Genomic DNA, 24,348 nt, shown 5'->3' with positions numbered 1-24,348 from the left:
AGTAAACGATATTTTTATACTATTTCACATCAATAGATAAACAGAATTTATGATTATAGAACCAAGAATGAGAGGATTTATCTGCCTGACATCACACCCTGATGGCGCTGCGCAGAATGTAAAAAATCAAATTGAATACGTAAAATCAAAAGGCGCGATCGCGGGTGCTAAAAAAGTTTTGGTAATAGGAGCATCAACCGGATTCGGACTGGCTTCCAGAATTACAAGTGCTTTTGGTTCCGATGCAGCCACTATTGGTGTGTTCTTCGAAAAAGCACCAGCTGAAGGCAAACCGGGATCTCCGGGTTGGTATAACTCAGCAGCTTTTGAAAAAGAAGCGCAAAAAGCAGGATTATATGCAAAAAGTATCAATGGAGATGCTTTTTCAAATGAAATAAAAAGAGAAACATTAGACCTGATTAAAGCCGATTTAGGGCAGGTAGATTTAATAATATACAGTTTGGCATCCCCGGTTCGTGTACACCCGGTAACAGGGGTAACGCACCGTTCAGTACTGAAACCAATTGGAGAGACCTTTAGCAATAAAACAGTAGATTTCCACACTGGAAAAGTATCTGATATTTCTATTGAGCCAAGCAAAGAAGGTGATATCGAAAATACGATTGCCGTAATGGGTGGTGAAGACTGGGCTATGTGGATGGATGCCCTGAAAAAAGAAGGATTATTGGCTCCGGGTGCTACTACTGTAGCTTATTCGTATATCGGGCCATCATTGACAGAAGCGGTATACCGAAAAGGAACTATTGGGCGTGCTAAAGATGATTTGGAAGCAACAGCCTTTTTAATCACTGATAGCCTGAAAGATATTAACGGTAAAGCGTATGTGTCTGTAAATAAAGCCTTGGTAACTCAGGCAAGCTCTGCAATTCCGGTAATTCCATTATACATTTCATTGCTGTATAAAATAATGAAAGAAGCAGGAGTGCATGAAGGCTGTATCGAACAAATGCAGCGCTTGTATCAGGATCGCCTGTTTTCCGGGAAAGAAATTCCAACAGATGAAAAAGGAAGAATCCGTGTAGATGACTTGGAAATGCGGGAAGACATACAAGCTAAAGTAGCGGAGTTATGGAAAGAAGCAACTACTGAGAATCTGGCTGAAATAGGGGATTTGGAAGGGTACCGAAAAGATTTTTACAATCTATTTGGTTTCGAAGTTCCGGGAGTGGATTATTCCAAAGAGGCAAATGAATTAGTGGCAATCCCGAGTTTATCTTAATATTTCAGAATCGTTTAAGCTTAAAATAAATTAGAATGTACAATCTGTTAAAAGGCAAAAGAGGAATTATATTTGGTGCTTTGGATGAAAATTCAATCGCCTGGAAAACTGCTGAGCGTGTGCATGAAGAAGGTGGTGTTTTTGTTCTTACCAATGCTCCTGTAGCCATGCGAATGGGTACCATTGATCAATTAGCGGAAAAAACCGGATCGGTTGTTATTCCTGCTGATGCTACTAATGTTGAAGATCTCGAAAAGCTTGTCCTGCAGGCTATGGATATTCTGGGTGGTAAAATAGATTTTGTGCTGCATTCTATAGGAATGTCTGTCAATGTGCGCAAAGGCAATCATTATACAGATATGAATTATGATTTTACTACAAAAGGCTGGGATGTATCCGCATTGTCTTTTCATAAAGTGCTACAGGTACTTTATAAAAAAGATGCCATGAATGAATGGGGAAGTATTGTCGCGTTGACGTATATGGCAGCGCAAAGGGTATTTCCGAATTATAATGATATGGCAGATAATAAAGCCTATCTGGAATCTATTGCCAGAAGTTTTGGGTACTTCTTCGGAAAAGAAAAAAAGGTACGGGTCAATACAATTTCCCAATCTCCTACACCGACTACTGCCGGTCAGGGGGTAAAAGGATTTGATGGATTCATTGCTTTTTCCGATAAAATGTCACCATTGGGAAATGCAACGGCTCTGGAATGTGCTGATTATACCGTAGCAATGTTTTCTGACCTGACCCGAAAAGTGACTCTTCAAAATTTATATAATGATGGTGGATTCTCCAATACGGGAGTGAGCCAGGAAGTGGTGGATGCTTTTGAAAAGTAAACCCACTTTGTAATGATACTAAAAAACCCGCTTCATGCGGGTTTTTTTATAATTTTTTAAAAACAAGGGAAAGGATAATTCTCTATATTAGATTTGCCCTTATTCAAATGCTATGAAAAAAAACTACTTATGCCTTATTTTGTTGTTCTGGAGTGCTTTACTGCAGGCACAAACTTTAAATCAATCTGCTGGGTGGCCCAATACCAGTTGGTCAGTTACCGGTAATTACAATACTTCGGCGGCGGCATTTGAATCCAGTCCGTTGACGACTTCAAGCTTTGCCTTTAATGATGATGCAGCTGGATTTAACCACGACGACCAGATTGCTGCGGAATCGCCTGTAATCAATTTGACTGCGGCACATACCGCTGGAGAAAATCGTATAGAGGTCACTGTAGACTATGGATATTATTTTCTGAATGAAGATGTGCTCCGATTGGAATATTGGAATGCAGATGCTTCCGTTTGGGTACCATGGACGGAAAACTTACCGGGTAACAATACAACCGTGACGTTTAATTTTTGTTCCATTCCTAAAACGAATTATACATCGGTACCGCTTATGATTACTAATTTTACAGCGACACAATTAGCCGGTTTCCGATACCGGATTTACTATAATGATGATCTTAATGGGATAGGGTATAATTATGGGTTCTGTTTCAATTCACCCCGTATTTACTCTGTTGGATGCCCGACTCCTGCAGGATTGGTGGTAACTAATAGTACTGCGACAACTGCACAATTTTCCTGGAATGCTATTCCGGACATCACACAATTTGAGGGTTACCTTACCACTACGCCCGGAGCGGTCAATCCTTCAGTACAGGGGATAGTGATTAATGGCAATTCTTATACTGCAAGTGGGCTTTTGCCTGCTACAACCTATTACTTCCATCTTAGGACAACCTGTGCCAATGGGGGAAGTCTCTGGCGCATGGTCTCTTTTACGACAGCACCAGCACCTCCGGTTAATGATGACTGTGGAAATGCGGTAACATTAACGGTTAATCCTAATTTGAATTGTGCTACTACTACCGCCGGAACTACTCTTGGAGCAACACAGTCGATGGCTGCAGGAGTTTGTAGCGGTACACCTGATGATGATGTGTGGTATCGTTTTACAGCACAATCAGTAACGCAGCAATTGGTGATTGCAAATGTTGTTACCGTTTCGGGACCAACGGATGTCAATATGTATTTTCAGGTATTTTCCGGAAGCTGTGGCGCATTAGAGTCGGTATTGTGTAGCGATGCCGAAACAAATATGATAACGGGGCTTACTATTGGGACTGCTTATTGGGTACGTGTGTATAGCGTATCAAATACTTCCCGGCAAAATTTCACGATTTGTATCGGAACCCCAATTCTAATTCCAGTAAATGATGAATGTGCTACCGCTGCCGCTTTGACAGTAGGTACACAATTCTCGGATCATAATTTAGATGCCACAACAGTAGGTGCCACCGCCTCGTCAGCAGCGATAAGCTGTGTGGGGTATAATGGAGGTGACGTATGGTTCACTACAGTCGTACCGGCAAGTGGATCATTGACCATTGAAACGGGTGATGCATCAACCGGGGGGCAAGGCCTGGATACTGCCATTGCAGTGTATGCGGGTAGCTGTACCGCGTTAAGCCAGATTGGTTGTGATGATGATGGTGCGGGTACAGGAGGCTATTCCAAAATAAACCTTACAGGATTAACACCGGATACCTCAATTTACATCAGGGTATATGAAAAGGGCAATGATGCTTCCGGGACATTCAGTATTTCAGCGTATGATGCAACATTGGGTACGGGAGATTTTGATGCGATACGTTTCAAGGCTTATCCGAATCCGGTAAAAGAAACGTTATTTGTCGATTGGAATGAAAATATGAAGGAAGCAACTATTTACAATCTACTTGGGCAGCAAGTACTATCTAAAGCAATAGAAGGGACCAGTGCGCGGTTGGATCTTTCAAGCTTGCCTCAGGGGACTTATCTCGTTCGTATAAAAGGAGCGGAAGCAGTCCGTAATTTTAAAATACTAAAAAAATAATCTAATTCTTTAAAAAGAAGCCGTCTCAAAACAAATTTTGAGACGGTTTTTTTATTTGATACAATTTTGGATTTTAACTATCTAGATTTTAACGGGAGTAAAAAATTGCCTTTATGCTGCAATTTTCTTTCTTAAGTTATGACCTAAAGCCATTAATCCGAATTCTAATTCTACTTTTTGAAGTCCTTTTAAAGAAAACCGTCTAAAACCGTTATTATGCTTGAGTTGAGCGAATACAGGCTCTACATCGGCAGAGCGTTGCTTTCTTCTTTGTATTCCTATTTCACTTAGTAGTAATTCCCTTGCTTGTTGTTTATGTCTTTCAAGGTTGTGGTTTCGCTCGATGCTTCTGTTTCCCTGAGCTTTAAAACATTGACCTCGAAGTGAACAGCCTTCACAGTTTTTGGCCTGATAATGCGATAAGGTTTGGGTGTATCCTGTAGTTGTTGTTTTCTGGTTTTGATATGTTTTATGCATTTTTTGTCCCATTGGACATACATAATAGTCTTCTTCTGGATTGTAATAGAGATTTTCCTTGCTAAAAGCCTTGTGTTTCTTTTGGTAGTTTTGATCTTGTTCTTTTTCAAAAGTATTATACTTCACAAAAGCTTTGAGTTTCTTCTGTTTCAGATAATCGTAGTTTTCTTCACTTCCATAACCTGCGTCAGTAGTTATTTCTTTTATCTTTTTAAATACTTTTTTACCAAAGGTTTGTTCCAAATTTTCTAAATGAGGCTGGAGTGTTTTAGTATCGGTCGGATTTTGATGGATGGTATAATGAACAATGATCTGATTTTGTGTAGATATTTGAGTATTATAAGCTGGTTTGAGCTGTCCGTTTAACATATGGTCTTCTTTCATTCGCATAAAAGTAGCCTGGGTGTCAGTTTTGCTGTAACTGTTTCTTTCTCCCAGAATAGCTTCTTGCTTTTCATACTTTTCAAGATTGGAAGTAAAATTATTTTTTATGTAGCGTAATTTAGCTTTTGCTTTAGAACTGGTCTTTTCATTACCAGAGAGTTTGGCATCTATTTTAGCTACAGTTTTCTCAATTACCTCTTTGCTGATTTCTTTGAACTCTGTTGGTTCCGGGTTGGGGTCATCTTCATTGTCGATACTTTGGGCATAGTTCCATAATTCTTCCAACTGGGTGAGCATTTTTGCTTTATTGGTTTTTATGCTCTTACCCCACACAAAAGTGTACCTGCCGGCCTGAGCTTCTATTTTTGTTCCGTCGGTATAAATTTGTTTTAGATTCACCAGTCCTTCTGAGGCCAACATCAAAACTACCTGCTTGAAGATTTCTTTAAAACTCTCTTTTAGTTTATCACTTCTAAATCTATTAATTGTATTATGATCAACAATAGTCATAGAAGTAAGCCACATAAAATTGATATTCTCACGAAGTGCAAGTTCTATCTTTCTCGAAGAATAGATATTAGTCATATAAGCATACAACATCACTTTGAGTAACATCTTTGGATGATATCCAGGATTACCTTCTTTACTGTACGCTTTTAAAAGAGGCTGGATATTAAGGGATTCCACAACTTGATCAACTATTCGAACCGCATGTGTATGTGGAATTAAATCATCAAACGAATAAGGTAGAAGCATCGTTTGTTGTTGGTTATAATGTTTGAATCTCATATATAATCAGCTGTTTATCACTGATTAAATTTACAAAATTGCATATAAAAATACAAACTAAAAAAAAGAAGCTGACTCAGTTTTGAGACAGCTTCTTTTTTATGGACTGTTGCAACGCAGCCTTTAAATTTAAAGCAGAAAATTTGTTTTTTAACACTTATCTTTGCTGTGAGTAAGTTCCTCAATAATTTGATTGTACACTATGAATTTTTCCTTTATAATCCCGGTCTATAACCGACCGGATGAAGTGGATGAGCTTTTGGAAAGCTTATCGTTGCAACGTTATGCCAAACCCTATGAAATTGTAATTGTGGAAGATGGTTCTACAATTACCTGTGGGCATATTATTGATAAATATTCAGAAAAACTCAACGTCTCGTATTATTTCAAACCCAATTCAGGACCAGGAGATTCCAGGAACTTTGGGATGCAAAAGGCGAAAGGAGATTACTTTCTTATTTTAGATTCTGATTGTATTTTGCCGGATGATTATCTGGAAGAAACCGAAAAAGCACTCAATGCAAATTATGTAGATTGTTTTGGAGGACCAGACCGGGCGCTGGATTCTTTTTCAGACATACAAAAAGCCATTAATTTTGGGATGACCTCATTCCTGACTACCGGAGGAATCCGTGGGGGCTCAGAGAAAATAGGGAAATTCCAGCCACGAAGTTTTAATATGGGACTTTCTAAAAAGGCATTTGAAATTTCTAATGGTTTTGGCAATATACATCCTGGGGAAGATCCGGATCTTTCTATCCGATTATGGAAAGCCGGCCTGGAAACCAAACTGTTCCCAAACGCGTATGTATATCATAAAAGACGTATTGATTGGTCTAAGTTTTACAAGCAGGTTAATAAATTTGGTAAAGCAAGACCTATACTGGATTCCTGGTATCCGGAATACAGCAAGCCTACGTTTTTTATTCCATCGCTGTTTTTATTAGGATTCTTAGTGTCGATTATAGCACTGGCATTTGGATTCCCTTACCTCTTCGGAATGTATGTGTTTTATTTTGTATTGGTTTTTGTTTTTGCTGCTTTTGAATACAAAAGTATTAAAATCGGGATGCTTGCGATTTATGCTGTCGGCGTTCAGTTTTATGGGTATGGGACAGGTTTTTTAAAGTCCTTCACAGCTGTTAAGATTTTTAAGAAAAAGCCACAACAGGCTTTTCCCGAATTATTTTTTAAAATTGATTAACCATGACAAAAATCGTAGGGCTTACCGGAGGAATTGGTAGTGGAAAAAGTACTATAGCGCAGTTTTTCAATAGTTTAGGCGTGCCTGTTTATATTGCCGATGCGGAAGCAAAAAACTTAATGGATAATGCCGATATAAAAGATGCTATTACAAAAAAATTCGGAAATGCGATACTTCAAAATAATGAATTAAATAGAAAAAAAATTGCTGAAATTGTATTTTCAGATAAAGGGAAACTGGCGGAATTAAATGCTATTGTACATCCGGCAGTGGCCCATCATTTTAAAGCATGGGTCGCAAAACATGCCGATGCTGAAATTGTAGTTAAGGAAGCCGCTATTTTATTTGAAAGTGGAAGCTATAAGGATTGCGATGCGATAGTTATGGTTACGGCACCTGAACCCATTCGGATCGAACGTGTCATGAAACGGGACGGAATAACCGAAGAAATGGTTCGGATACGAATCAATAACCAATGGGATGAAGCTAAAAAAATGGAATTAAGCGATTTTATAATCGAAAATATCAATTTGGATTCTGCTAAGGAACAAGTTAGTAAAGTTCTTAAAGAATTGCGAAATTCGTAATTTAAGCCTTAATGTTAATTTTTGGTTAATGCATTCGAGTTATAAATGTTAAAATGTTAATTTTGGGGGGTATGAATAAAACATTATTTCGTTTGCTCGCCATATTAATGAGTTTGTCTTTAATCGGTATCATCCTGGTTCAGGTGTATTGGATTAATTCATCCCTGAAAATCAATGAAGAGCAATTTAAATATCACGTTAAGCAGGTAATAGGAAATGTCGCTGATAAGCTTCAGGACCAGGAGGCCTACAGTTTTACTTTAAAATATAATCAGTTAAAAGATAGTATTGGTAAAACACCTGAAAAAAGCGATTTCTTAGAATTTGGATATTACCAAAGGGATTCCAGAACAAATGAGACGATCATTTATTCGAATAGCATAATTCCCGAGGATTACAATATTAACTCATCGTTCTTTGATAAAAATTTTGACAGGAAAAAGTCCGATACCATAAAATTAAAGAATTATGTGTCCAAAAGGGTAACCGAAGTATATAATGGCGCGCATATTGATAATAACAACATACAGCGTTCCGCTACTCCCGATTTGAAAATCGAGAAAACCGGAAATCTTGAAATATTGGAAAAAGCGCAATTCGAAATTGCATTTAAGGATATCGCTGCGGCTATTCCGATTCAGGACCGGGTATCGAAAGAGAAGCTTGAGGCTTTGTTGAAAAAAGAATTAAACGAATATGGTGTTAAGACACCTTTTGAATTCGGCATATATAGTAATGGGCTTGCAACTAAAGTAAAATCGGACAAATTCAAGCTGGATAAAAATGCTACCTACGGCATTCCGGTTTTTACAGATGCCGACGGGAACAATAAATTCGAATTATGGGTGAGCTTTCCCCAAAAGCAAAAATTTCTATTCTCTGAAATTACACCGATAACGACATTGTCACTCATTTTTACGTTAATTATCATTATTGCGTATACCAGTGCATTAAACCAGTCCATCAAGCAAAGGCAGATTTCTGAAATCAAAACCGATTTCATTAATAATATGACACACGAGTTTAAAACTCCGATTGCTACAATAAATTTGGCACTGGATGCTATCAAGAATCCAAAAATTATTGATGACAAGGAAAAAGTAACCCGTTATCTCCAAATGATACGGGATGAAAATAAAAGGATGCATGCGCAGGTTGAAAACGTGTTGAGGATATCCAAACTCGAGAAAAAAGAATTGGATATTTCAAAGGAGCCAATGGATGTTCATGAAATTATTGAAGATGCCATTGAGCATGTGAATTTAATTATTGAAGATCGTCAGGGTAAGATAACAACTCATTTTAAAGCGAATCGCGGGATTACTTTATTGAATGATGTGCATTTTACCAATGTGATCGTCAATATCCTGGATAATGCGATTAAGTATTCTCCTGATGCGCCGGTAGTCGATATTTATACAGAGAATGCAAAAGATTTTATCCTGATAAAAATTAAGGATCATGGTGCCGGAATGAGTAAAGTGGCACAGAAGAGGATTTTTGAAAAATTCTACCGTGAACATACCGGAGATTTGCATAATGTCAAAGGGCACGGGCTTGGATTAGCTTATGTTAAAAGAATAATAGACGACCATAATGGTCAAATTTACGTAGAAAGCGAAAAGGGAAAGGGAAGTACCTTTAATATTAAATTACCCCTAATAAATTAAAAAGATATGGAAACTGTAAACAAAAAAATACTTCTTGTTGAGGATGATCCGAATTTTGGTTCAATTCTGAAAGACTATTTAATGCTTAATGACTTCGATGTTATCCTGGCAAAAAATGGGATGGAAGGTTTTGAAAAATTCAAAAAAGATACTTATGATTTATGTATTTTAGATGTGATGATGCCTTATAAAGATGGGTATACACTTGCAAAAGAAATCAGAGAAAAAAATAAAGAGATTCCATTGATTTTCCTTACGGCAAAATCAATGAAAGAAGATGTGTTGAAAGGATATAAAGTAGGGGCCGATGATTATCTGAATAAACCGTTTGATTCTGAAGTGCTATTGATGAAAATCAAAGCGATTATACAGCGTAAAGCTTCTGAAAATAAAACAGACAATACAAAATTCGAATTTGAAATTGGGAACTTTCATTTGAATTCAAAACTGCGTTTTCTTACATTTAAAAATGAAGAGCCAATTAAGCTTTCTCCAAAGGAAAACGAATTGCTGAAAATGCTTGCACTTCATGAAAATGATTTGATGCCGAGAGAATTAGCATTGACTAAAATTTGGAGAGATGATAACTACTTTACTTCCAGAAGTATGGACGTGTATATCGCCAAATTAAGAAAATATCTAAAATTAGATGATGGTGTTGAAATTCTGAACATCCACGGAGAAGGTTTCAGGCTTGTTGTAAAAAATAAGAACGAAAAATAATACTGTTTTTGTATAGTATCAATAAGGCTTCATATCATTTGAGGCCTTTTTTTTTGTGCCTTATTTTTTGGTATTAGGCGCCTGTTTTATCTCTATATTAGCCCATTATAAACCAACAGGGAATACTGCTGTTGAAGAGGATGCTTATGACTGTACTGCGTAAAGGAGTTCGTGTACTCCGAAATTTGATTTTAGGAATATTTGGTTTTGTAGTGCTGTATCTCGTTGCGGCTTTTGTGCTGTCTTTAATTCCGGTACATACTACAGACCGGGATCCGGCGAATGATATTACGGTTTATATTAAAACCAATGGCGTACATACTGATCTTGTAATGCCGCTGCGCTCAGAGCTTATCGATTGGTCTCAAAAAATTAAAATTAGCAACACAAAGGCAAATGATACCTTGGCGCGGTATATTGCGATGGGATGGGGTGATAAGGGATTTTACCTCAATGGTCCGACCTAAAGGCTAAAACGGCCTTTAAAGCGGCTTTTTACCTGGGTACTTCCGCCATGCATACCACTTTTTACAATACGATCAATGAAGATAAAGATTGTGTAGCAATTCCTATTAGCAAAGAGGAGTACCAGCAACTGATTGATTATATTCAACAGAGCTTTCAGTATGATGCCAATGGCGATCCATTATTGGTTACCGCTTCAACGTATGGAAACCACGATAGTTTTTATGAGGCGAATCGAAAATACAGCCTGTTTTATACCTGCAATACCTGGACAAACAATGCGCTGAAAGCTTCAGGCCAAAAGGCGGCTTTATGGACGCCTGCTGATAAAGGGATTTTTTGGCATTATGAGTGATGTGGGAGTTGTGGCAATATTATTGAAAATAAAAAAGTATGAAAAATACATTTTTTATAGTTTTAGCCGTATTACTGTTTTCGATGCCTGCCCGGTCGCAGGATTTTTCTAGTGTAGACCAGACCGTTCGAGCCTATTCGAAGTCCTTTTCCAAACCCGAAGAACTTGCTTCAAAAATCACTGCCGATTTCAGGCGTGAAGATGAAAAAGCACGTGCTATATTTACCTGGATCGCACTGAATATCAATTATGACCTAAAAAGTTATTATGCGCAAAGCGGAACACGCCGTGTGGCCTATTCTTTTCGGACGCAAGCAGAAAAGTTTGAAAAAGAAAAGCAATTCCGGTATGAACTTGCCCGAAAGACATTAAAATCAAAGAAAGGGGTTTGTGAAGGGTATGCAACGTTGTTCTCTGAGGTGGCTGGCCTTGTGGGACTGGAAAGTGTTATTGTGCCGGGAACCTCAAAAGCACATCCGTCCCAAATTGGGAAATTGCCCGGAGCCAGCGATCATGCCTGGAATGCTGTTAAGATTGATGGCCAATGGAAATTAGTTGATGCAACCTGGGCTTCCGGAGCGATGAACACGACGACAAAAACTTTTGTTTCAAAGTTTAATGATGGGTATTTCTGTACTGCCCCCGAGTTGTTTTTCCTAAACCATTTTCCCGATGATACCCGTTGGCTGCTTACCGATTTAACCGCAAAAGATTTTGCAGCATTGCCTTTGTATTACGGTAATTATCTGACTTCGGGTTATACTTTTTTAAGTCCCGGGATTGGAATATTTACCAATTCCAAGTCGAATGTGATTCCATTTCGCATTCAAAACCTGGGCAATAATGATGTGGTCAGCTACCAGTTCAGCCGTAAAAACCAGTCAAAAGAAGTGGTGCCGGTACGGAATGGAAATCTATCGCAATTTGATATTGTCATGGATAATAATTCGAATGGATACCTTACTATTTTTGTCAATCAGAAATCAGTGGTAACCTATAAAATTCAGCGCTAAACAGCTGTTTTTTTGTCGATATCTTTTAAAAATTTTCTTGTTTTCAGCTTTCTTTTTTTTGCGTAAAGCAGTACATTAGCTGAAAATCCAAAATCCTTTATGTCAGAAGAAAATCAGTACACCGAAGACAACATCCGTTCACTCGACTGGAAGGAGCATATCCGTATGCGTCCCGGAATGTATATTGGTAAATTGGGTGATGGATCATCTCCGGATGATGGTATCTATATCCTTCTGAAAGAGGTGCTTGACAACTGTATCGATGAATTTGTGATGGGTGCCGGAAAGACAATTGAGGTCACTATCAAAGATAAAACAGTTACCGTCAGGGATTATGGCCGTGGGATTCCGTTAGGGAAAGTTGTGGATGTAGTGTCCAAGATGAATACCGGGGGAAAATACGATTCGCTGGCCTTTAAAAAATCAGTTGGATTGAATGGTGTCGGAACAAAAGCCGTAAATGCTTTATCCAACTATTTTCGTGTGGAATCTGTTCGGGACAATCAACAAAAAGCAGCAGAATTTTCTGCAGGAAACCTGATTCTCGAAGAAGATATAATTGAAACAACAAAGCGAAAAGGAACAAAGGTTTCTTTTATTGCCGACGAAGCCATTTTCAAAAACTACAAATACAGAAATGAGTATGTTATTAAAATGCTCAAGAATTACTGTTACCTGAATACAGGGCTGAGCATTATTTACAATGGCGATAAATATTACTCTGATAATGGACTAAGAGACCTTTTGGAAGAAACGATTCATGAGGATGATCTGGTATATCCAATTATCCATCTGAAAGGAGAAGATATTGAGGTGGCTCTTACCCACAGTAAAACGCAATATTCAGAAGAATACCATTCCTTTGTCAACGGGCAGAATACCACTCAAGGAGGGACGCACCTTGGTGCATTCCGTGAAGCGGTAGTGCGTACTATACGGGAATTTTACAACAAGCCTTTTGAACCTTCAGATATTCGTAAATCCATTGTGAGTGCGGTAAGTGTGAAGGTGATGGAACCGGTATTTGAATCCCAGACAAAAACCAAGCTTGGTTCTACCGATATGGGGCCAGACCTACCTTCAGTACGTACTTTTGTCAATGATTTTGTCAAAACACAACTCGATAATTTCCTGCATAAAAACCCGGAAACGGCAGATTTGCTACTTCGAAAAATACTACAGGCGGAACGGGAACGAAAAGAACTTTCGGGCATTCGTAAGCTGGCGAAGGACCGGGCTAAAAAATCCAGTCTCCACAATAAAAAACTTCGGGATTGCCGGGTGCATTTACCAGATACCAAGAATCCACGGTACCTGGAGAGTACACTTTTTATTACCGAGGGTGATTCGGCTTCCGGATCCATTACCAAGTCCAGGGATGTAAATACCCAGGCCGTATTTAGTTTACGGGGTAAGCCGCTGAATTCTTACGGGATGAGTAAAAAAATTGTCTACGAGAATGAAGAGTTCAACCTGCTCCAGGCAGCCTTGAATATTGAAGAAGACATGGCAGACCTGCGGTACAACAATATCGTAATCGCTACCGATGCCGATGTCGATGGAATGCACATCCGCTTATTGCTGATTACATTCTTTCTGCAATTTTTCCCGGAGCTCATCAAGGAAGGGCATTTGTACATTCTGCAAACCCCATTATTCCGGGTTCGAAATAAAAAAGAAACCATTTACTGTTATAGTGAAGAGGAGCGTAAAGATGCGATAGAAAAACTAAAACCCAAACCGGAGATCACACGATTTAAGGGATTGGGAGAGATCTCGCCCAATGAATTCCAGTTTTTTATTGGCGAAGATATCAGGCTTGATCCGGTAATGCTGGATAAGGCAACGTCAATCGAACAGTTATTATCTTTTTACATGGGTAAAAACACACCCGACCGCCAGGAATTTATCATCAATAACCTCAAGGTGGAACTGGATGTAGTGGAAAAAGCATAAGCTGGACACATTTTTTGCCGTATTACATAAGGGAAAAGTACTATATTGCCGTATTAAAAATTAATTCATTCCCTTGATTATATGGAAAATAGTGAGAAGCCGAAAAAGAAAATATGGAGAACAATTGGAATTATCGTAGCCACGCTCATAATCTCTTTTGGCGGATTGTTTTTAGCGGTTGTCCTTTTGGAAAAGAAAGAAATCAAGGAACGGGATGATGATTTCTTACTGGATATGTATAAAATATTTCCGATCAATGAATATGGTGTAGTCCCTGACAATTACAGGGATTGTGTTCATTCCGTATTTAGTGTAAACGGGTATCTGGAATCCAATGAATATTTTTTCTCCAAGATCCCGGATCGCGCCGCTAAGGTGATTACCTATGGTGATTTTTCCAATGACGGAAGTACAGGAGACAATCGGGATATGGCTTTTATATTGGAAAAAAATGATTTTGCCAGTAGTGCCTTATTCATGATCTCCGATGATTGCCTGCTTCTTTTTCATAAGAGCTTTGAAAGCGAAATGCCTACCATTTCCAGCTTTAAAAAAGGCAGTAAGATCTTTATGGATGGACTGGAATTAGTTGCTGCCCCGGCCGATGGCATACTGTTGTATTTTAATTACGGGAAGGAAGCGATAATATACAATCCGAAGACTAAGAAATTTGAACAATACACCCAATATTCAAATCAAGACTTAAAGGATATGAAGTTGCGTGATGCAATGGAAACTGAGGGAGGAGATGAGTATGAAGAAGGAGAAACAGATTCTATTACAGTTGAAGAATAAACAAAATTAATAATAAGGACTATTTAGTATAATGAGCGAAGAGAATCAAGATCCAATAGAAGGTGGACAGCATTTTTACGACCAGGAAGACAGCAAGGATACCATTACCAAGGTAACCGGGATGTACAAAGACTGGTTCCTGGACTATGCATCTTATGTGATTCTGGAACGTGCAGTTCCGGCGATTGAAGACGGTTTTAAGCCGGTTCAACGTCGTATCATGCACTCAATGAAGGAACTGGATGACGGGCGTTATAATAAAGTAGCCAATGTTGTAGGGCATACCATGCAGTATCACCCTCACGGAGATGCCAGTATCGGGGATGCGATGGTACAGATTGGTCAAAAGGATTTACTGATTGATACCCAGGGAAACTGGGGAAATATACTCACGGGTGATGGTGCTGCGGCATCGCGATACATTGAAGCCCGTTTGTCTAAATTTGCGCTGGAAGTATTATACAGCCCCAAAATAACGACCTGGCAGGCTTCCTATGATGGCAGGCGTAATGAACCGCTGAACCTTCCGGTAAAATTCCCGCTTTTATTAGCACAGGGAGCTGAAGGTATTGCAGTAGGGCTTTCTACAAAAGTACTATCCCATAATTTCCTCGAGCTGATTGATGCTTCGGTGAAAATATTAAAAGGCAAACCTTTCCAGATTTATCCGGATTTTCCAACTGCCGGTATTGCGGATGTATCCAATTATAATGATGGATTGCGTGGTGGTAGGGTGCGGGTTCGTGCCAAGATTGCGCAACAGGATAAAAATACACTGGTGATTACCCAAATTCCTTTCAGTACCAATACGTCGACCTTGATTGATAGTATCCTGAAAGCTAATGAAAAGGGTAAAATTAAAATCAAAAAAATAGAAGACAATACGGCAGCGGAAGTTGAAATCCTGATTCACCTGTTTCCAGGCGTATCACCGGATAAAACGATCGATGCATTATTTGCATTTACCGCCTGCGAAAGTTCCATTGCCCCATTAGGATGTGTGATCGAAGATCATAAACCGCTATTCATCGGTGTTTCTGCGATGCTGAAAATCTCAACTGCACGAACAGTAGAATTGCTGAAAAGTGAATTGGAGATTCAGCTTGATGAGCTGGAAGAACAATGGCATTTCCTTTCCTTAGAGCGTATCTTCATTGAGAAAAAGGTGTACCGCCTTATTGAGGAGGAATCGACCTGGGAAGGCGTGATCAAGGCGATTGATGAAGGGCTGAAACCTTATATCCAACACCTGAAACGAGCGGTTACCGAAGAAGATATTGTAAGGCTGACGGAAATCAGGATTAAAAGAATCTCTAAATTCGATATCAACAAAGCCGAAGAGAAAATCGAATCGTTGGAAGGTGATATTGAACAGGTAAAATACGACCTGGAACATCTGGTGGATTTTGCGATCGCTTTTTTCTTGAAACTAAAAGAGAAATATGGTAAAGGCCGCGAGCGCCAGACTGAACTGCGTATTTTTGATGATATTGAAGCTACAAAAGTAATCCTGAGGAATACAAAATTGTATGTCAACCGCGAAGAAGGATTTGTAGGAACGAGCCTTAAAAAAGATGAATATGTAGCCGATTGTTCGGAAATTGATGATGTGATTGTCTTTATGCGGGATGGAAAAATGATGGTGACCAAAGTGGATGCTAAAACCTTTATTGGTAAAGATATCATCCACATCGCTATATTTGATAAAAACGACAAGCGTACGATCTATAATATGATCTACCGTGATGGTAAATCGGGGCCATCCTATGTGAAACGCTTTAATGTTTCCGGGATAACCAGGGATAAGGCCTATGACCTGACCCAGGAAAAACCGGGCTCACAGGTAACGTACTTCTCATTTAATCCTAACGGGGAAGCAGAAGTGGTTACTATATTGTTACGACAGGTAGGCAGCGTCAAAAAACTCAAATTCGACCTTGATTTTGCTACGATGATGATTAAAGGACGTGCTTCCAAAGGTAATTTGGTGACCAAGTATCCTATAAAAAAGATCGAGTTAAAAGAAAAAGGGATCTCCACCCTGAAACCCAGAAAAATCTGGTTTGACGATACAGTCAACAGGCTTAACGTAGATGCCAGAGGGGAACTATTGGGAGAATTCAGGCCGAACGATAAATTATTAATTATCAGCCAGTCGGGTAAGTTAAAAACGATTACCCCGGAACTGACCACGCACTTTGATACCGATATGGTTGTTCTGGAAAAATGGAACCCTAAGAAACCGGTGTCGGTCATTTACTTTGATGGGGAAAAAGAGCGGTATTATATCAAACGTTTCTTAGTAGAAAATGAAAATAAAGAAGAAATTTTTATTACGGAGCACGCCAACTCCCAATTGGAAATCGTTTCCACGGATTACCGTCCTGTAGCGGAAATTATCTTTGCAAAAGTTAAAGGGGTACAAAAAGAAAATCAGACAATTGATCTTGAGGCTTTTATTGCGGTAAAAGGGATTAAAGCAATGGGGAATCAACTCACGGCAGATAAACTGAAACAAGTAAATCTTCTTGAGCCTTTGCCGTATGAACCACCTGTTGAAGAAGTGCCGGAAGAGCCCGAAACACACTATGATGAGGCCATAGGTGATGTGTCTTTGGATGATGATGGACAGATTACGTTAAGTCTCGATTAAGAGGTTTTATACCATATAAAAAAGAGGCTGTCTCACAACTCGTGAAATAGCCTCTTTTTCTGTTTTTTACTCGGACTCCTGTCGGAGCGTAGGTCTCAAATATGCAATTCTCAAAGACTTGTTTTAGTTTTGAGACAGCCTCTTTTTGTTGAATATACATGATCTTCTGTAAAAAGAAGAAAGCTTTCAAAGAATCCTCTGAAAGCTTTCCATATAGGGAGAAAAAGAGCAGTTAAGCAACTTTCTTTTTACGCATTTTCATATTGATGAATTCTACCGCAAGGGAGAACGCGATGGCAAAATAAAGATAACCTTTGGGTACAGTACCTACTTTTTGTCCTGCAAGTTGGGCGTCGGAGAGGTGCATACTTTCCGTGATTAGCATGAATCCAATCAGGATCAGGAAAGCAAGGCCTAAGATCTGAATGGAAGGGTTCGCATTGACAAATGTCCCAACAGGTACGGCAAACAACATCATAATCCCTACAGAAATGACTACGGCAGTAACCATAATATATAAGGCGCCTTCAATTCCATTCGTCATTCCTACTGCAGTCAGGATAGAGTCTACAGAAAAAATAAGGTCAATCATCAGGATTTGTACAATGATTCCGGAAAATGACTTTTTTACAGCATTGCCCAATGATTTTTCTTCTTCACCTTTGTGGTCTACCTTTTCATGGATTTCTTTGGTACTTTTATAAATCAGGAATAAACCTCCCAATAGCAGGATCATCGCTTGTCCGGTAATGCCGGCGCTGAACCAGCCAAAGTCAAAACTGAACCATGGTTTTTTCATAGCAATCAATACCGTGATCCCGAATAAAAGCCCGATTCTCATAAACATAGCTAAAAACAAACCGATACGGGTGGCTTTTTTACGTTCTTCAACCGGTAGTTTCCCTGTTACTATGGAAATAAAAATAATGTTGTCTATTCCGAGGATAATCTCCAGGAAAGTTAGCGTGAGCAGGGCAATCCACGCATCGGGATTTAAAAATACTTCCATATTAATCGATTTTGGTTACTGTTCCTTTTTGTTTTTGTGTATCTCCAACTTTAGAGAATTCAAAAGTATATGTTTTTCCAGTAGTATTCAATATTTTCATATGGATTGCGCTCTTTTCCTGACGATTTTTTGGATGTAATTTTTCCAGGATGTATTCGCAGTCATTAATCCATCGTATGGAAGAAGTATCAATTTTACCTTCAAAGTCTTCAATTTCAATAGTTTCATTGCGTTCGAAATTGGTTACTTTTTTTTGTCCGTCGATTTCTATTTCGAAACGGAATTTACCGGTTTTAAAATCTTTACAGTTACGTTCTTGTTCGTAACAGGAAAATAGTAATAAGGACAGGGGAAGCAGGAGCAGTTTTTTCATCGTGTAAGCATCAGCAGGCAAAAGCCTTTTTTTATTTTGTATCTAATCGTTTCATTTCGACATCGGTAAAATTCCGAATGGCCTTATCTTTTGAAAACATGGTCGAGTTATGTTCTTTGGAACCATTTTTAGGGATGGACAGAACTATCCCAGTTTCCTTTTTTTAGCAGTTTTGCATAGAAGACAATTTGGCCAATATGGTACGGATAATGCGCTAATTGGCGGTTGATGGCTTCAATTACCGTATGGCCTTCATTACGCAGGTAAACAATAGTAGACAATTGCTCCGGAGCCAGGCTGTCCAGTCCATTCAGGAGGCATTTCCATCCGGCATCCCATTTTTCCATCACTTCAGCTTTACTGGTATAGGTATCGATAAACTCTGCGTCACGGTCCCGCCATTCTTTTTCGCCATCAGCAGTCAGGAAATCGGTCCATCGGGACAGCATATTACCATTCAGGTGCTTGATGATCACCGAAATACTATTGGTATCGTCATTCAGTGCGACAAAAAGCTGGTTTTCTTCCAACTGTGCAATGGCTTTTTCGGCAACAGTTTTATAGTATACGAATTGCTTTTTTACATTTACAAGGTAAGTCTCATTCAGATCCATAGGTATAGCGGATTAAATTATTGGATTTTTAAATCATATTTTTCTAAAAGCCCTGCCAGATCTTTGGTGGCAAATTTTGCCTTACGGATGGTATTGCGTTCCGGATCCATAGTGAAATTATAGGCCGTTGAAAAATCAGCTTCGGTAAGTGTAGTTTCATCAAAAATAGCCCGAAGCAGATTGGCGTTGTCAAACACTGCTTTGGTCAAATCGGTTCCGGAGAAATTGACTTCCTGCAACGAACAGTTTCGAAATACTGTTTTGGGCATTTTCTTATTGATAAAAGAGGCATAATCCATCGTGCAGTCTGTGAAAGTCACAGCAAACAGGAAATCATCACATTCATGAAACTTGATACCTAAGAGCTTACATTCTTCAAACGTGACAGTCTTCAGTCCCGATCCATTCAGGCTGGTCATGGACAGGTTGCAATTGTTGAAGGTACAGTCACTAAATTGGTTATAGGCAAAATCAGTGTTGTAAAAATTACAGCCTTCAAAAACACAATTCTCAAATTCCCGGTTCCGGATGGATTTCTCGGAATAGGTGATCTTGGAGAAGGTTTTATCGATGTGGATCAATTCATTCATGGTCGAATAAGCTTTTTACAACCGTTTGTACGCCGCGGAACAGCAATAACATGGCACTCAAGCATATGATAATACCCAGGGCGAGTACTACATAATAGAGCGGGTTATTTTGGTTTTTAAAAGAACTGTGAATGACTACCGGGCCAATAAAAAACAGGGGAAGTGACCAACCCAGGTATTTGATGCCCCGAAAGAGTATTTTTTTGTTTGCCATTATTGTATGGAATAGGATGATCCGTTTTTGAGGATAGATTATCGTTTATAATTTTCGATTGAATTGCGTACGTTTCCGTATTCTTTGAGCAGGGCGTTGGCGGTTTCATCGGAAACACCAAGTTCTTCTATAATCATACGGGCGGCACGGTGTACCAGTTTATCATTGCTGAGCTGCATATCGACCATTTTGTTGCCTTTGACTTTCCCCAACTGGATCATGGTAGCCGTCGAGATCATATTGAGGACCAGTTTTTGCGCAGTACCCGCTTTCATCCTGGAACTTCCGGTTACAAATTCGGGCCCTACAATAACAACAACCGGATACTTGGCCGTTATCGAAAGCGGGCTTCCTGCGTTACAGGTGATGCATCCTGTAGGAATACCATTCGCGTTACAGGCTTCAAGCCCACCAATGACATAGGGAGTGGTTCCGGAGGCAGCAATGCCAATTACAATATCATTTCCATTTATTCCATGCTGCTGTAAGTCTTTCCATGCTTGTTCGCGATCATCTTCAGCATTTTCAACAGCTTTACGAATGGCCAGGTCACCACCGGCAATGATACCATTGACCAGATCATAGGGAACACCAAAAGTAGGCGGGCATTCCGAAGCATCTACAACGCCCAAACGGCCGCTGGTTCCGGCACCAATATAAAAAATCCTGCCGCCTTTTTTGAGTTGCGCTACAGTTTGGGTAACCAGGGATTCTATTTGGGGCAATGCTTTGGCTACAGCTGTTGGAACCGTTTGGTCTTCGGCATTGATATTGGACAACAGTTCCGATACGCTCATCGTTTCCAGATGCTCATAGTTTGAATTCTGCTCAGTGGTTTTGGTAAACTGCATGATGTGGTACTTTATAGGGAAAGCAGTCATTGCGACTTGTTTTACCTGTTTTTTTTCAGATTCTCAAAGTTAATGAGATTTCTAAAATTATATTCTGAAAAGAGGATTTATCTTTTATAAATTTTAATGGGATTGCGTAATAGTACAACAACGGAATTCGCCGCTTTTTCCGGTTACTTAGCGTCAGATTTTGAATTTCCGGAGCCGAATATCGTAGTTTATAACGAGCATGCCCTGGTATTTTACCTCGAATTCGTGGTTCCGAAGCTGTATTTCGTAGCCTTTAACCAGGATGCCGCACTTCTGAAGCTGGAATTTGAGGTTCCTTAGGTCCGTTTTTTAAGGTATTAACCCGGATTTCGGACGAAATAAAGAGACTGGTCGAAATTTTGTGTAAACAGTTCTTAGTGTTTAATATTACACCTTTCTCCAAATATGACCAAGAACTGATTCATGATTAATCCCCAGCTTGGTATTGCATTTATCCAGCTTTTTTCACAATTTTGTATTGCTAAATAGACTGATTTCTTGACGCTTTTTTCATCTGGGAACTGCACTTTTGTTTTGGTATATTTTCTAATTCCCCTGTTTAAGTTTTCTATTGTATTTGTGGTGTACATTATTTTCCTGATTTCAGCAGGATAGGCCAAAAAAGGCATGAGATTTTCCCAATTCTTTTCCCAGGAGCAAACGGCATATTTATATTTTGCTTCCCAGTTTTTTTTAAATTCAGCCAGAGCTAAAACGGCTTCTTCCTGATTTATTGCAGTATATACTTCTTTCATTGCACTGCAAAATGCTTTTCTATCCTTAACTACTACAAACTTAAGGCTATTCCTTATTTGATGAACAATGCAAAGCTGGGATTCTGTATTTGGAAAAACACCTCTGATAGCTTTTGTAAATCCGGTAAGGTTATCTGTACAGGCAATGAGAATATCCTTTACTCCACGAGATTTTATGTCAGAGAGTACAGTCATCCAAAATGAAGCCGACTCTTCTTTATTTAGCCACATTCCTAATACTTCTTTCTTACCATCTGTTTTTAGTCCGATTACAATGTAAATTGCATGGTTTTCATATTTCCCATCTGTTCTTACTTTCATATGCACAGCATCCATCCAAACAATCAGATACTGTGGTTCTAAAGCCCTTTTAGTCCATAAATCAACATCAGCCAGTATTCTATCAGAGATGGTCGAAATCGTGGACTCACTTACTGATATCCCATAAACTTCTTTAACTTGTTCTACAATATCACTACGGGTCATTCCACGACTGTACATTCCTAAAATAGCATCTTCAATCTTTTCACTCATCGATTGGCCTTTTCCGATGACCTGAGGCTCGAATTCACCATTTCTATCCCGGGGAATAGCCAGGACCATATTGCCCAAAGTCTCTGATTTTATATTCTTTGAGAAAGAACCATTACGGCTATTGCCTGTATTGTATCCGTCAATATTATGCTTCTCATATCCCAGATGAGCATCCAATTCTCCCTGGAGTAGTTGTTCAATGCCTTGTTTATACAGGTCTTGAAAAAAAGTATGGAAGTCTTCTTTGTTTTTAAATTGCTTTGCAAAATCTTTGGGTAATTTACCATCTTCGATCATAATCCGCTCTTTTTAAATTATTTAAATGTAGTTCTTTTAAATTCTATACTTAATGATCTGTTGTTTTTTGGCTAAGCCTTAAAATCTCAAATCAAATTAAAATCAATTTCTACGTTTACACAATCTAACGACTACTCCCGAAATAAATAGGCTAGCCCAGTCTATTGCCATAGTTGTCCAGGTCCCTAAGCAGGATGTTCCGGTTATGAAGCAAGTGTATGGGTACAGTAAATAGGCGATAAATTCAAAGAAATGGTAGACAGTATGTTTTTCCTACTCCATACGATTCGGGAGTAGGAAAAAAATACAGCAGGCCGGCCGGCCGTTACGGATAGGCAGGATCTGGATATTATAACAGGTAGGCCAACAGGATTCCCAATACAATCATGGATACCTTGGCGGTGTTGAATTTATGATTTTCGCTGGCTTCAAAGATGATTGTCGATGAAATATGGAACAGGATTCCTATAACAACAGCCGAAATTTCAGCATAATACTGGTTCAGTAAGGGCAGGTATTGTGAAATGACGGTACCTAAAGGTGTCATTACCGCAAAGGTTACCATGAACAGCAATATCGCTGGTTTTCGGAGTTTGGCATTGACAAAAAAAGTAGTCAGGATGATGGCAATAGGCAAATGGTGTATCGCAATTCCAATCGCAAGGTCATTGTGATGGCTTACCGGGAATCCCTCCAATAGCGCATGGATACAAAGGCTGATAAATAAAGACCAGGGGATATGATGTATCTCCTCATGTCCGTGAACATGCCCGTGTTCGGCTCCTTTGGAAAAAAATTCCAGGATAATCTGAAACAGGATACCTATCATAATAAACAATCCTATCGGATTGTTATGGCTGCCCTCATGGACATGAGACTCCTCGTGGTACACTTCCGGCAGGAGGTGCATCACGGTGAGAGATAAAAGAAATGAACCACTGAAAGCCAAAAGGAGCTTCAGGTTTTTTTTGTCTTGCGGTTTCAGGAACAATGCAATAGCATAGCCCATCAAAACAGAAAAAAGTGGTAAAAGGTATTTCATATTATTTGAAAATCAGAATGAGTCGCTCGCTTTCGTCTTTGTGAAATTTTCTCAGTTTGTAATCGCCAAAAATATCCAACAGGTAGATACCGGCTTCGTCCATCATGGATTGGAAATCCTGAAGTGTTAATGCTTTTACCCTTTCGGTAAAGTGGAATTTTTCCCCATCGTCTTCAAAATCAATGTCCTTGATAATGTAGCCATCCTGGTGGTAACGCTTAATGTGGAAATCAATTCCGTCTACCGTTTTTAATTCTTCGGGTACCAGATTGTTGATCACACGATTCACATTCATAAAGTCAATTACGGCAAACCCATATTCGGTAAGGCTGTGCTGAATGGCTTTTAATGTAAGCAGGTTGTCGGCATCATTTTCAAAATAACCGAAGCTGGTAAACAAATTGACAATAGCATCAAATTTCTGTTCGAAAGGCTCACGCATGTCGTGTACTTCAAAATGAAGGGTATCATTTTCGAATTGTTTAGCTTCTTCGATACTGTTGGGAGAGAGGTCGGCACCGGTAACATTGTACCCGAGCTTATTCATGTAGATGGAATGGCGCCCTTTTCCACAGGCCAGGTCCAGTATTTTTGAATCTTCCGGAAGATTCAGGTAGTTGGTGATATTATCAACAAACAGTTGTGCTTCCTCATAGTCTCTGTCTTTGTACAGAATATGGTAGTAAGGGGAATCAAACCATGAGGCAAACCAAGTTTTGTTTTCTTTGTGCATAGTGTAGTTTTGTTAGGTTCAGCCCGGTTTTGGTGCAAGACCATAGTTAAGGTTCGAACTGAATTTTAAAAGCCGACAAATTTAGTGTATTTTTGGCAGGAATTAT

Annotated in this window: 22 protein-coding genes and 1 pseudogene; 13 read left to right on the top strand and 10 right to left on the bottom strand. The window is 39.2% G+C overall.

The genetic code is table 11. From position 1 onward, the window contains the following. Nucleotides 1-49 precede the first annotated feature (49 nt). The 3 genes from fabV (at nucleotide 50) to FK004_RS15720 (ending at nucleotide 4,129) form a co-directional block, all read left to right on the top strand. Entirely contained in the window at nucleotides 50-1,240 is a 1,191-nt protein-coding gene (gene fabV, locus FK004_RS15730) for an enoyl-ACP reductase FabV (protein ID WP_108738110.1), read from the top strand. A gap of 35 nt (nucleotides 1,241-1,275) precedes the next feature. Beyond that, entirely contained in the window at nucleotides 1,276-2,085 is an 810-nt protein-coding gene (locus FK004_RS15725; protein WP_108738109.1) for an enoyl-ACP reductase FabI, read from the top strand. A gap of 112 nt (nucleotides 2,086-2,197) precedes the next feature. Then, nucleotides 2,198-4,129, top strand: coding sequence for a T9SS type A sorting domain-containing protein (locus FK004_RS15720; RefSeq protein WP_108738108.1), 1,932 nt, complete (start codon nucleotides 2,198-2,200; stop codon nucleotides 4,127-4,129). A 111-nt stretch (nucleotides 4,130-4,240) separates the two neighbouring features. Here FK004_RS15720 and FK004_RS15715 read toward each other — a convergent pair whose 3' ends face one another. Continuing rightward, on the bottom strand, nucleotides 4,241-5,779 hold the full coding sequence (locus tag FK004_RS15715) for an IS1182 family transposase (RefSeq protein WP_108735475.1): 1,539 nt from the start codon (nucleotides 5,777-5,779) through the stop codon (nucleotides 4,241-4,243). Nucleotides 5,780-5,981: 202 nt separating this feature from the next. Here FK004_RS15715 and FK004_RS15710 point away from each other — a divergent pair, with 202 nt between their 5' ends. The 9 genes and pseudogenes from FK004_RS15710 (at nucleotide 5,982) to FK004_RS15670 (ending at nucleotide 17,200) form a co-directional block, all read left to right on the top strand. Next, a complete protein-coding gene (locus FK004_RS15710; protein ID WP_108738107.1) occupies nucleotides 5,982-6,983 on the top strand; it encodes a glycosyltransferase family 2 protein in 1,002 nt (333 codons plus the stop codon). Nucleotides 6,984-6,985: 2 nt separating this feature from the next. Next, nucleotides 6,986-7,570, top strand: coding sequence for a dephospho-CoA kinase (gene coaE, locus FK004_RS15705; protein WP_108738106.1), 585 nt, complete (start codon nucleotides 6,986-6,988; stop codon nucleotides 7,568-7,570). A gap of 71 nt (nucleotides 7,571-7,641) precedes the next feature. Continuing rightward, complete coding sequence (locus FK004_RS15700; protein ID WP_108738876.1) at nucleotides 7,642-9,240, top strand: sensor histidine kinase; 1,599 nt, start codon at nucleotides 7,642-7,644, stop codon at nucleotides 9,238-9,240. Between the two features lie 6 nt (nucleotides 9,241-9,246). Next, entirely contained in the window at nucleotides 9,247-9,963 is a 717-nt protein-coding gene (locus FK004_RS15695; protein ID WP_108738105.1) for a response regulator transcription factor, read from the top strand. A gap of 140 nt (nucleotides 9,964-10,103) precedes the next feature. After that, nucleotides 10,104-10,783: pseudogene (locus FK004_RS19725) on the top strand (TIGR02117 family protein). A 38-nt stretch (nucleotides 10,784-10,821) separates the two neighbouring features. After that, complete coding sequence (locus FK004_RS15685; protein WP_108738104.1) at nucleotides 10,822-11,796, top strand: transglutaminase domain-containing protein; 975 nt, start codon at nucleotides 10,822-10,824, stop codon at nucleotides 11,794-11,796. Nucleotides 11,797-11,895: 99 nt separating this feature from the next. Next, nucleotides 11,896-13,752 carry a DNA topoisomerase IV subunit B gene (locus FK004_RS15680; RefSeq protein WP_108738103.1) on the top strand — a complete coding sequence of 619 codons (1,857 nt, stop codon included), beginning with the start codon at nucleotides 11,896-11,898 and terminating at the stop codon, nucleotides 13,750-13,752. A gap of 81 nt (nucleotides 13,753-13,833) precedes the next feature. Continuing rightward, the gene (locus tag FK004_RS15675; protein WP_108738102.1) at nucleotides 13,834-14,547 is read left to right on the top strand and encodes a hypothetical protein; all 714 of its coding nucleotides are present in this window, start codon (nucleotides 13,834-13,836) and stop codon (nucleotides 14,545-14,547) included. Nucleotides 14,548-14,578: 31 nt separating this feature from the next. Continuing rightward, nucleotides 14,579-17,200: a DNA gyrase/topoisomerase IV subunit A gene (locus tag FK004_RS15670; RefSeq protein ID WP_108738101.1), complete on the top strand. Its 2,622-nt coding sequence runs from the start codon at nucleotides 14,579-14,581 to the stop codon at nucleotides 17,198-17,200. A 232-nt stretch (nucleotides 17,201-17,432) separates the two neighbouring features. On the opposite strand, the gene FK004_RS15665 is transcribed toward FK004_RS15670, so the two are convergent. The 6 genes from FK004_RS15665 to murQ form a co-directional block, all read right to left on the bottom strand. After that, nucleotides 17,433-18,209: a TerC family protein gene (locus tag FK004_RS15665; protein WP_108738100.1), complete on the bottom strand. Its 777-nt coding sequence runs from the start codon at nucleotides 18,207-18,209 to the stop codon at nucleotides 17,433-17,435. Nucleotide 18,210: 1 nt separating this feature from the next. Continuing rightward, a complete protein-coding gene (locus FK004_RS15660; RefSeq protein ID WP_108738099.1) occupies nucleotides 18,211-18,582 on the bottom strand; it encodes a DNA topoisomerase IV in 372 nt (123 codons plus the stop codon). 128 nt (nucleotides 18,583-18,710) lie between these two features. Then, a complete protein-coding gene (locus FK004_RS15655; protein ID WP_317046949.1) occupies nucleotides 18,711-19,196 on the bottom strand; it encodes a DUF1572 family protein in 486 nt (161 codons plus the stop codon). Between the two features lie 17 nt (nucleotides 19,197-19,213). Beyond that, nucleotides 19,214-19,786, bottom strand: coding sequence for a pentapeptide repeat-containing protein (locus FK004_RS15650; protein ID WP_108738098.1), 573 nt, complete (start codon nucleotides 19,784-19,786; stop codon nucleotides 19,214-19,216). Then, complete coding sequence (locus tag FK004_RS15645) at nucleotides 19,779-20,000, bottom strand: DUF6095 family protein (protein WP_108738097.1); 222 nt, start codon at nucleotides 19,998-20,000, stop codon at nucleotides 19,779-19,781. Before FK004_RS15645 ends, FK004_RS15650 begins: the two co-directional genes overlap by 8 nt. Nucleotides 20,001-20,038: 38 nt before the next feature. Further along, complete coding sequence (gene murQ / locus FK004_RS15640) at nucleotides 20,039-20,851, bottom strand: N-acetylmuramic acid 6-phosphate etherase (RefSeq protein ID WP_108738096.1); 813 nt, start codon at nucleotides 20,849-20,851, stop codon at nucleotides 20,039-20,041. A gap of 132 nt (nucleotides 20,852-20,983) precedes the next feature. Here murQ and FK004_RS15635 point away from each other — a divergent pair, with 132 nt between their 5' ends. Continuing rightward, nucleotides 20,984-21,181, top strand: a complete 198-nt coding sequence (locus tag FK004_RS15635; protein ID WP_157956133.1) for a hypothetical protein — start codon at nucleotides 20,984-20,986, stop codon at nucleotides 21,179-21,181. 74 nt (nucleotides 21,182-21,255) lie between these two features. Here FK004_RS15635 and FK004_RS15630 read toward each other — a convergent pair whose 3' ends face one another. The 3 genes from FK004_RS15630 to FK004_RS15620 form a co-directional block, all read right to left on the bottom strand. After that, nucleotides 21,256-22,467, bottom strand: a complete 1,212-nt coding sequence (locus FK004_RS15630) for an IS256 family transposase (protein ID WP_108735429.1) — start codon at nucleotides 22,465-22,467, stop codon at nucleotides 21,256-21,258. A 349-nt stretch (nucleotides 22,468-22,816) separates the two neighbouring features. Next, nucleotides 22,817-23,509: a ZIP family metal transporter gene (locus tag FK004_RS15625; protein WP_108738094.1), complete on the bottom strand. Its 693-nt coding sequence runs from the start codon at nucleotides 23,507-23,509 to the stop codon at nucleotides 22,817-22,819. A gap of 1 nt (nucleotide 23,510) precedes the next feature. After that, nucleotides 23,511-24,242, bottom strand: coding sequence for an SAM-dependent methyltransferase (locus FK004_RS15620; RefSeq protein WP_108738093.1), 732 nt, complete (start codon nucleotides 24,240-24,242; stop codon nucleotides 23,511-23,513). Nucleotides 24,243-24,348 lie beyond the last annotated feature (106 nt).

This window comes from Flavobacterium kingsejongi, assembly GCF_003076475.1.
Classification (GTDB): domain Bacteria; phylum Bacteroidota; class Bacteroidia; order Flavobacteriales; family Flavobacteriaceae; genus Flavobacterium; species Flavobacterium kingsejongi.
This window is presented reverse-complemented; position numbering and strand designations above follow the sequence as displayed.

Bases quoted from the DNA above. Each gene is read 5' to 3' on its own strand.
- FK004_RS15715 (WP_108735475.1), bottom strand. From the start codon at position 5,779: ATGAGATTCAAACATTATAACCAACAACAAACGATGCTTCTACCTTAT.
- FK004_RS15725 (WP_108738109.1), top strand. From the start codon at position 1,276: ATGTACAATCTGTTAAAAGGCAAAAGAGGAATTATATTTGGTGCTTTG.
- FK004_RS15710 (WP_108738107.1), top strand. From the start codon at position 5,982: ATGAATTTTTCCTTTATAATCCCGGTCTATAACCGACCGGATGAAGTG.
- FK004_RS15720 (WP_108738108.1), top strand. From the start codon at position 2,198: ATGAAAAAAAACTACTTATGCCTTATTTTGTTGTTCTGGAGTGCTTTA.
- FK004_RS15620 (WP_108738093.1), bottom strand. From the start codon at position 24,242: ATGCACAAAGAAAACAAAACTTGGTTTGCCTCATGGTTTGATTCCCCT.
- FK004_RS15670 (WP_108738101.1), top strand. From the start codon at position 14,579: ATGAGCGAAGAGAATCAAGATCCAATAGAAGGTGGACAGCATTTTTAC.
- FK004_RS15650 (WP_108738098.1), bottom strand. From the start codon at position 19,786: ATGAATGAATTGATCCACATCGATAAAACCTTCTCCAAGATCACCTAT.
- FK004_RS15700 (WP_108738876.1), top strand. From the start codon at position 7,642: ATGAATAAAACATTATTTCGTTTGCTCGCCATATTAATGAGTTTGTCT.
- FK004_RS15685 (WP_108738104.1), top strand. From the start codon at position 10,822: ATGAAAAATACATTTTTTATAGTTTTAGCCGTATTACTGTTTTCGATG.
- FK004_RS15695 (WP_108738105.1), top strand. From the start codon at position 9,247: ATGGAAACTGTAAACAAAAAAATACTTCTTGTTGAGGATGATCCGAAT.
- FK004_RS15665 (WP_108738100.1), bottom strand. From the start codon at position 18,209: ATGGAAGTATTTTTAAATCCCGATGCGTGGATTGCCCTGCTCACGCTA.
- FK004_RS15625 (WP_108738094.1), bottom strand. From the start codon at position 23,509: ATGAAATACCTTTTACCACTTTTTTCTGTTTTGATGGGCTATGCTATT.
- FK004_RS15655 (WP_317046949.1), bottom strand. From the start codon at position 19,196: ATGGATCTGAATGAGACTTACCTTGTAAATGTAAAAAAGCAATTCGTA.
- FK004_RS15630 (WP_108735429.1), bottom strand. From the start codon at position 22,467: ATGATCGAAGATGGTAAATTACCCAAAGATTTTGCAAAGCAATTTAAA.
- FK004_RS15675 (WP_108738102.1), top strand. From the start codon at position 13,834: ATGGAAAATAGTGAGAAGCCGAAAAAGAAAATATGGAGAACAATTGGA.
- murQ (WP_108738096.1), bottom strand. From the start codon at position 20,851: ATGCAGTTTACCAAAACCACTGAGCAGAATTCAAACTATGAGCATCTG.
- coaE (WP_108738106.1), top strand. From the start codon at position 6,986: ATGACAAAAATCGTAGGGCTTACCGGAGGAATTGGTAGTGGAAAAAGT.
- FK004_RS15645 (WP_108738097.1), bottom strand. From the start codon at position 20,000: ATGGCAAACAAAAAAATACTCTTTCGGGGCATCAAATACCTGGGTTGG.
- fabV (WP_108738110.1), top strand. From the start codon at position 50: ATGATTATAGAACCAAGAATGAGAGGATTTATCTGCCTGACATCACAC.
- FK004_RS15680 (WP_108738103.1), top strand. From the start codon at position 11,896: ATGTCAGAAGAAAATCAGTACACCGAAGACAACATCCGTTCACTCGAC.
- FK004_RS15660 (WP_108738099.1), bottom strand. From the start codon at position 18,582: ATGAAAAAACTGCTCCTGCTTCCCCTGTCCTTATTACTATTTTCCTGT.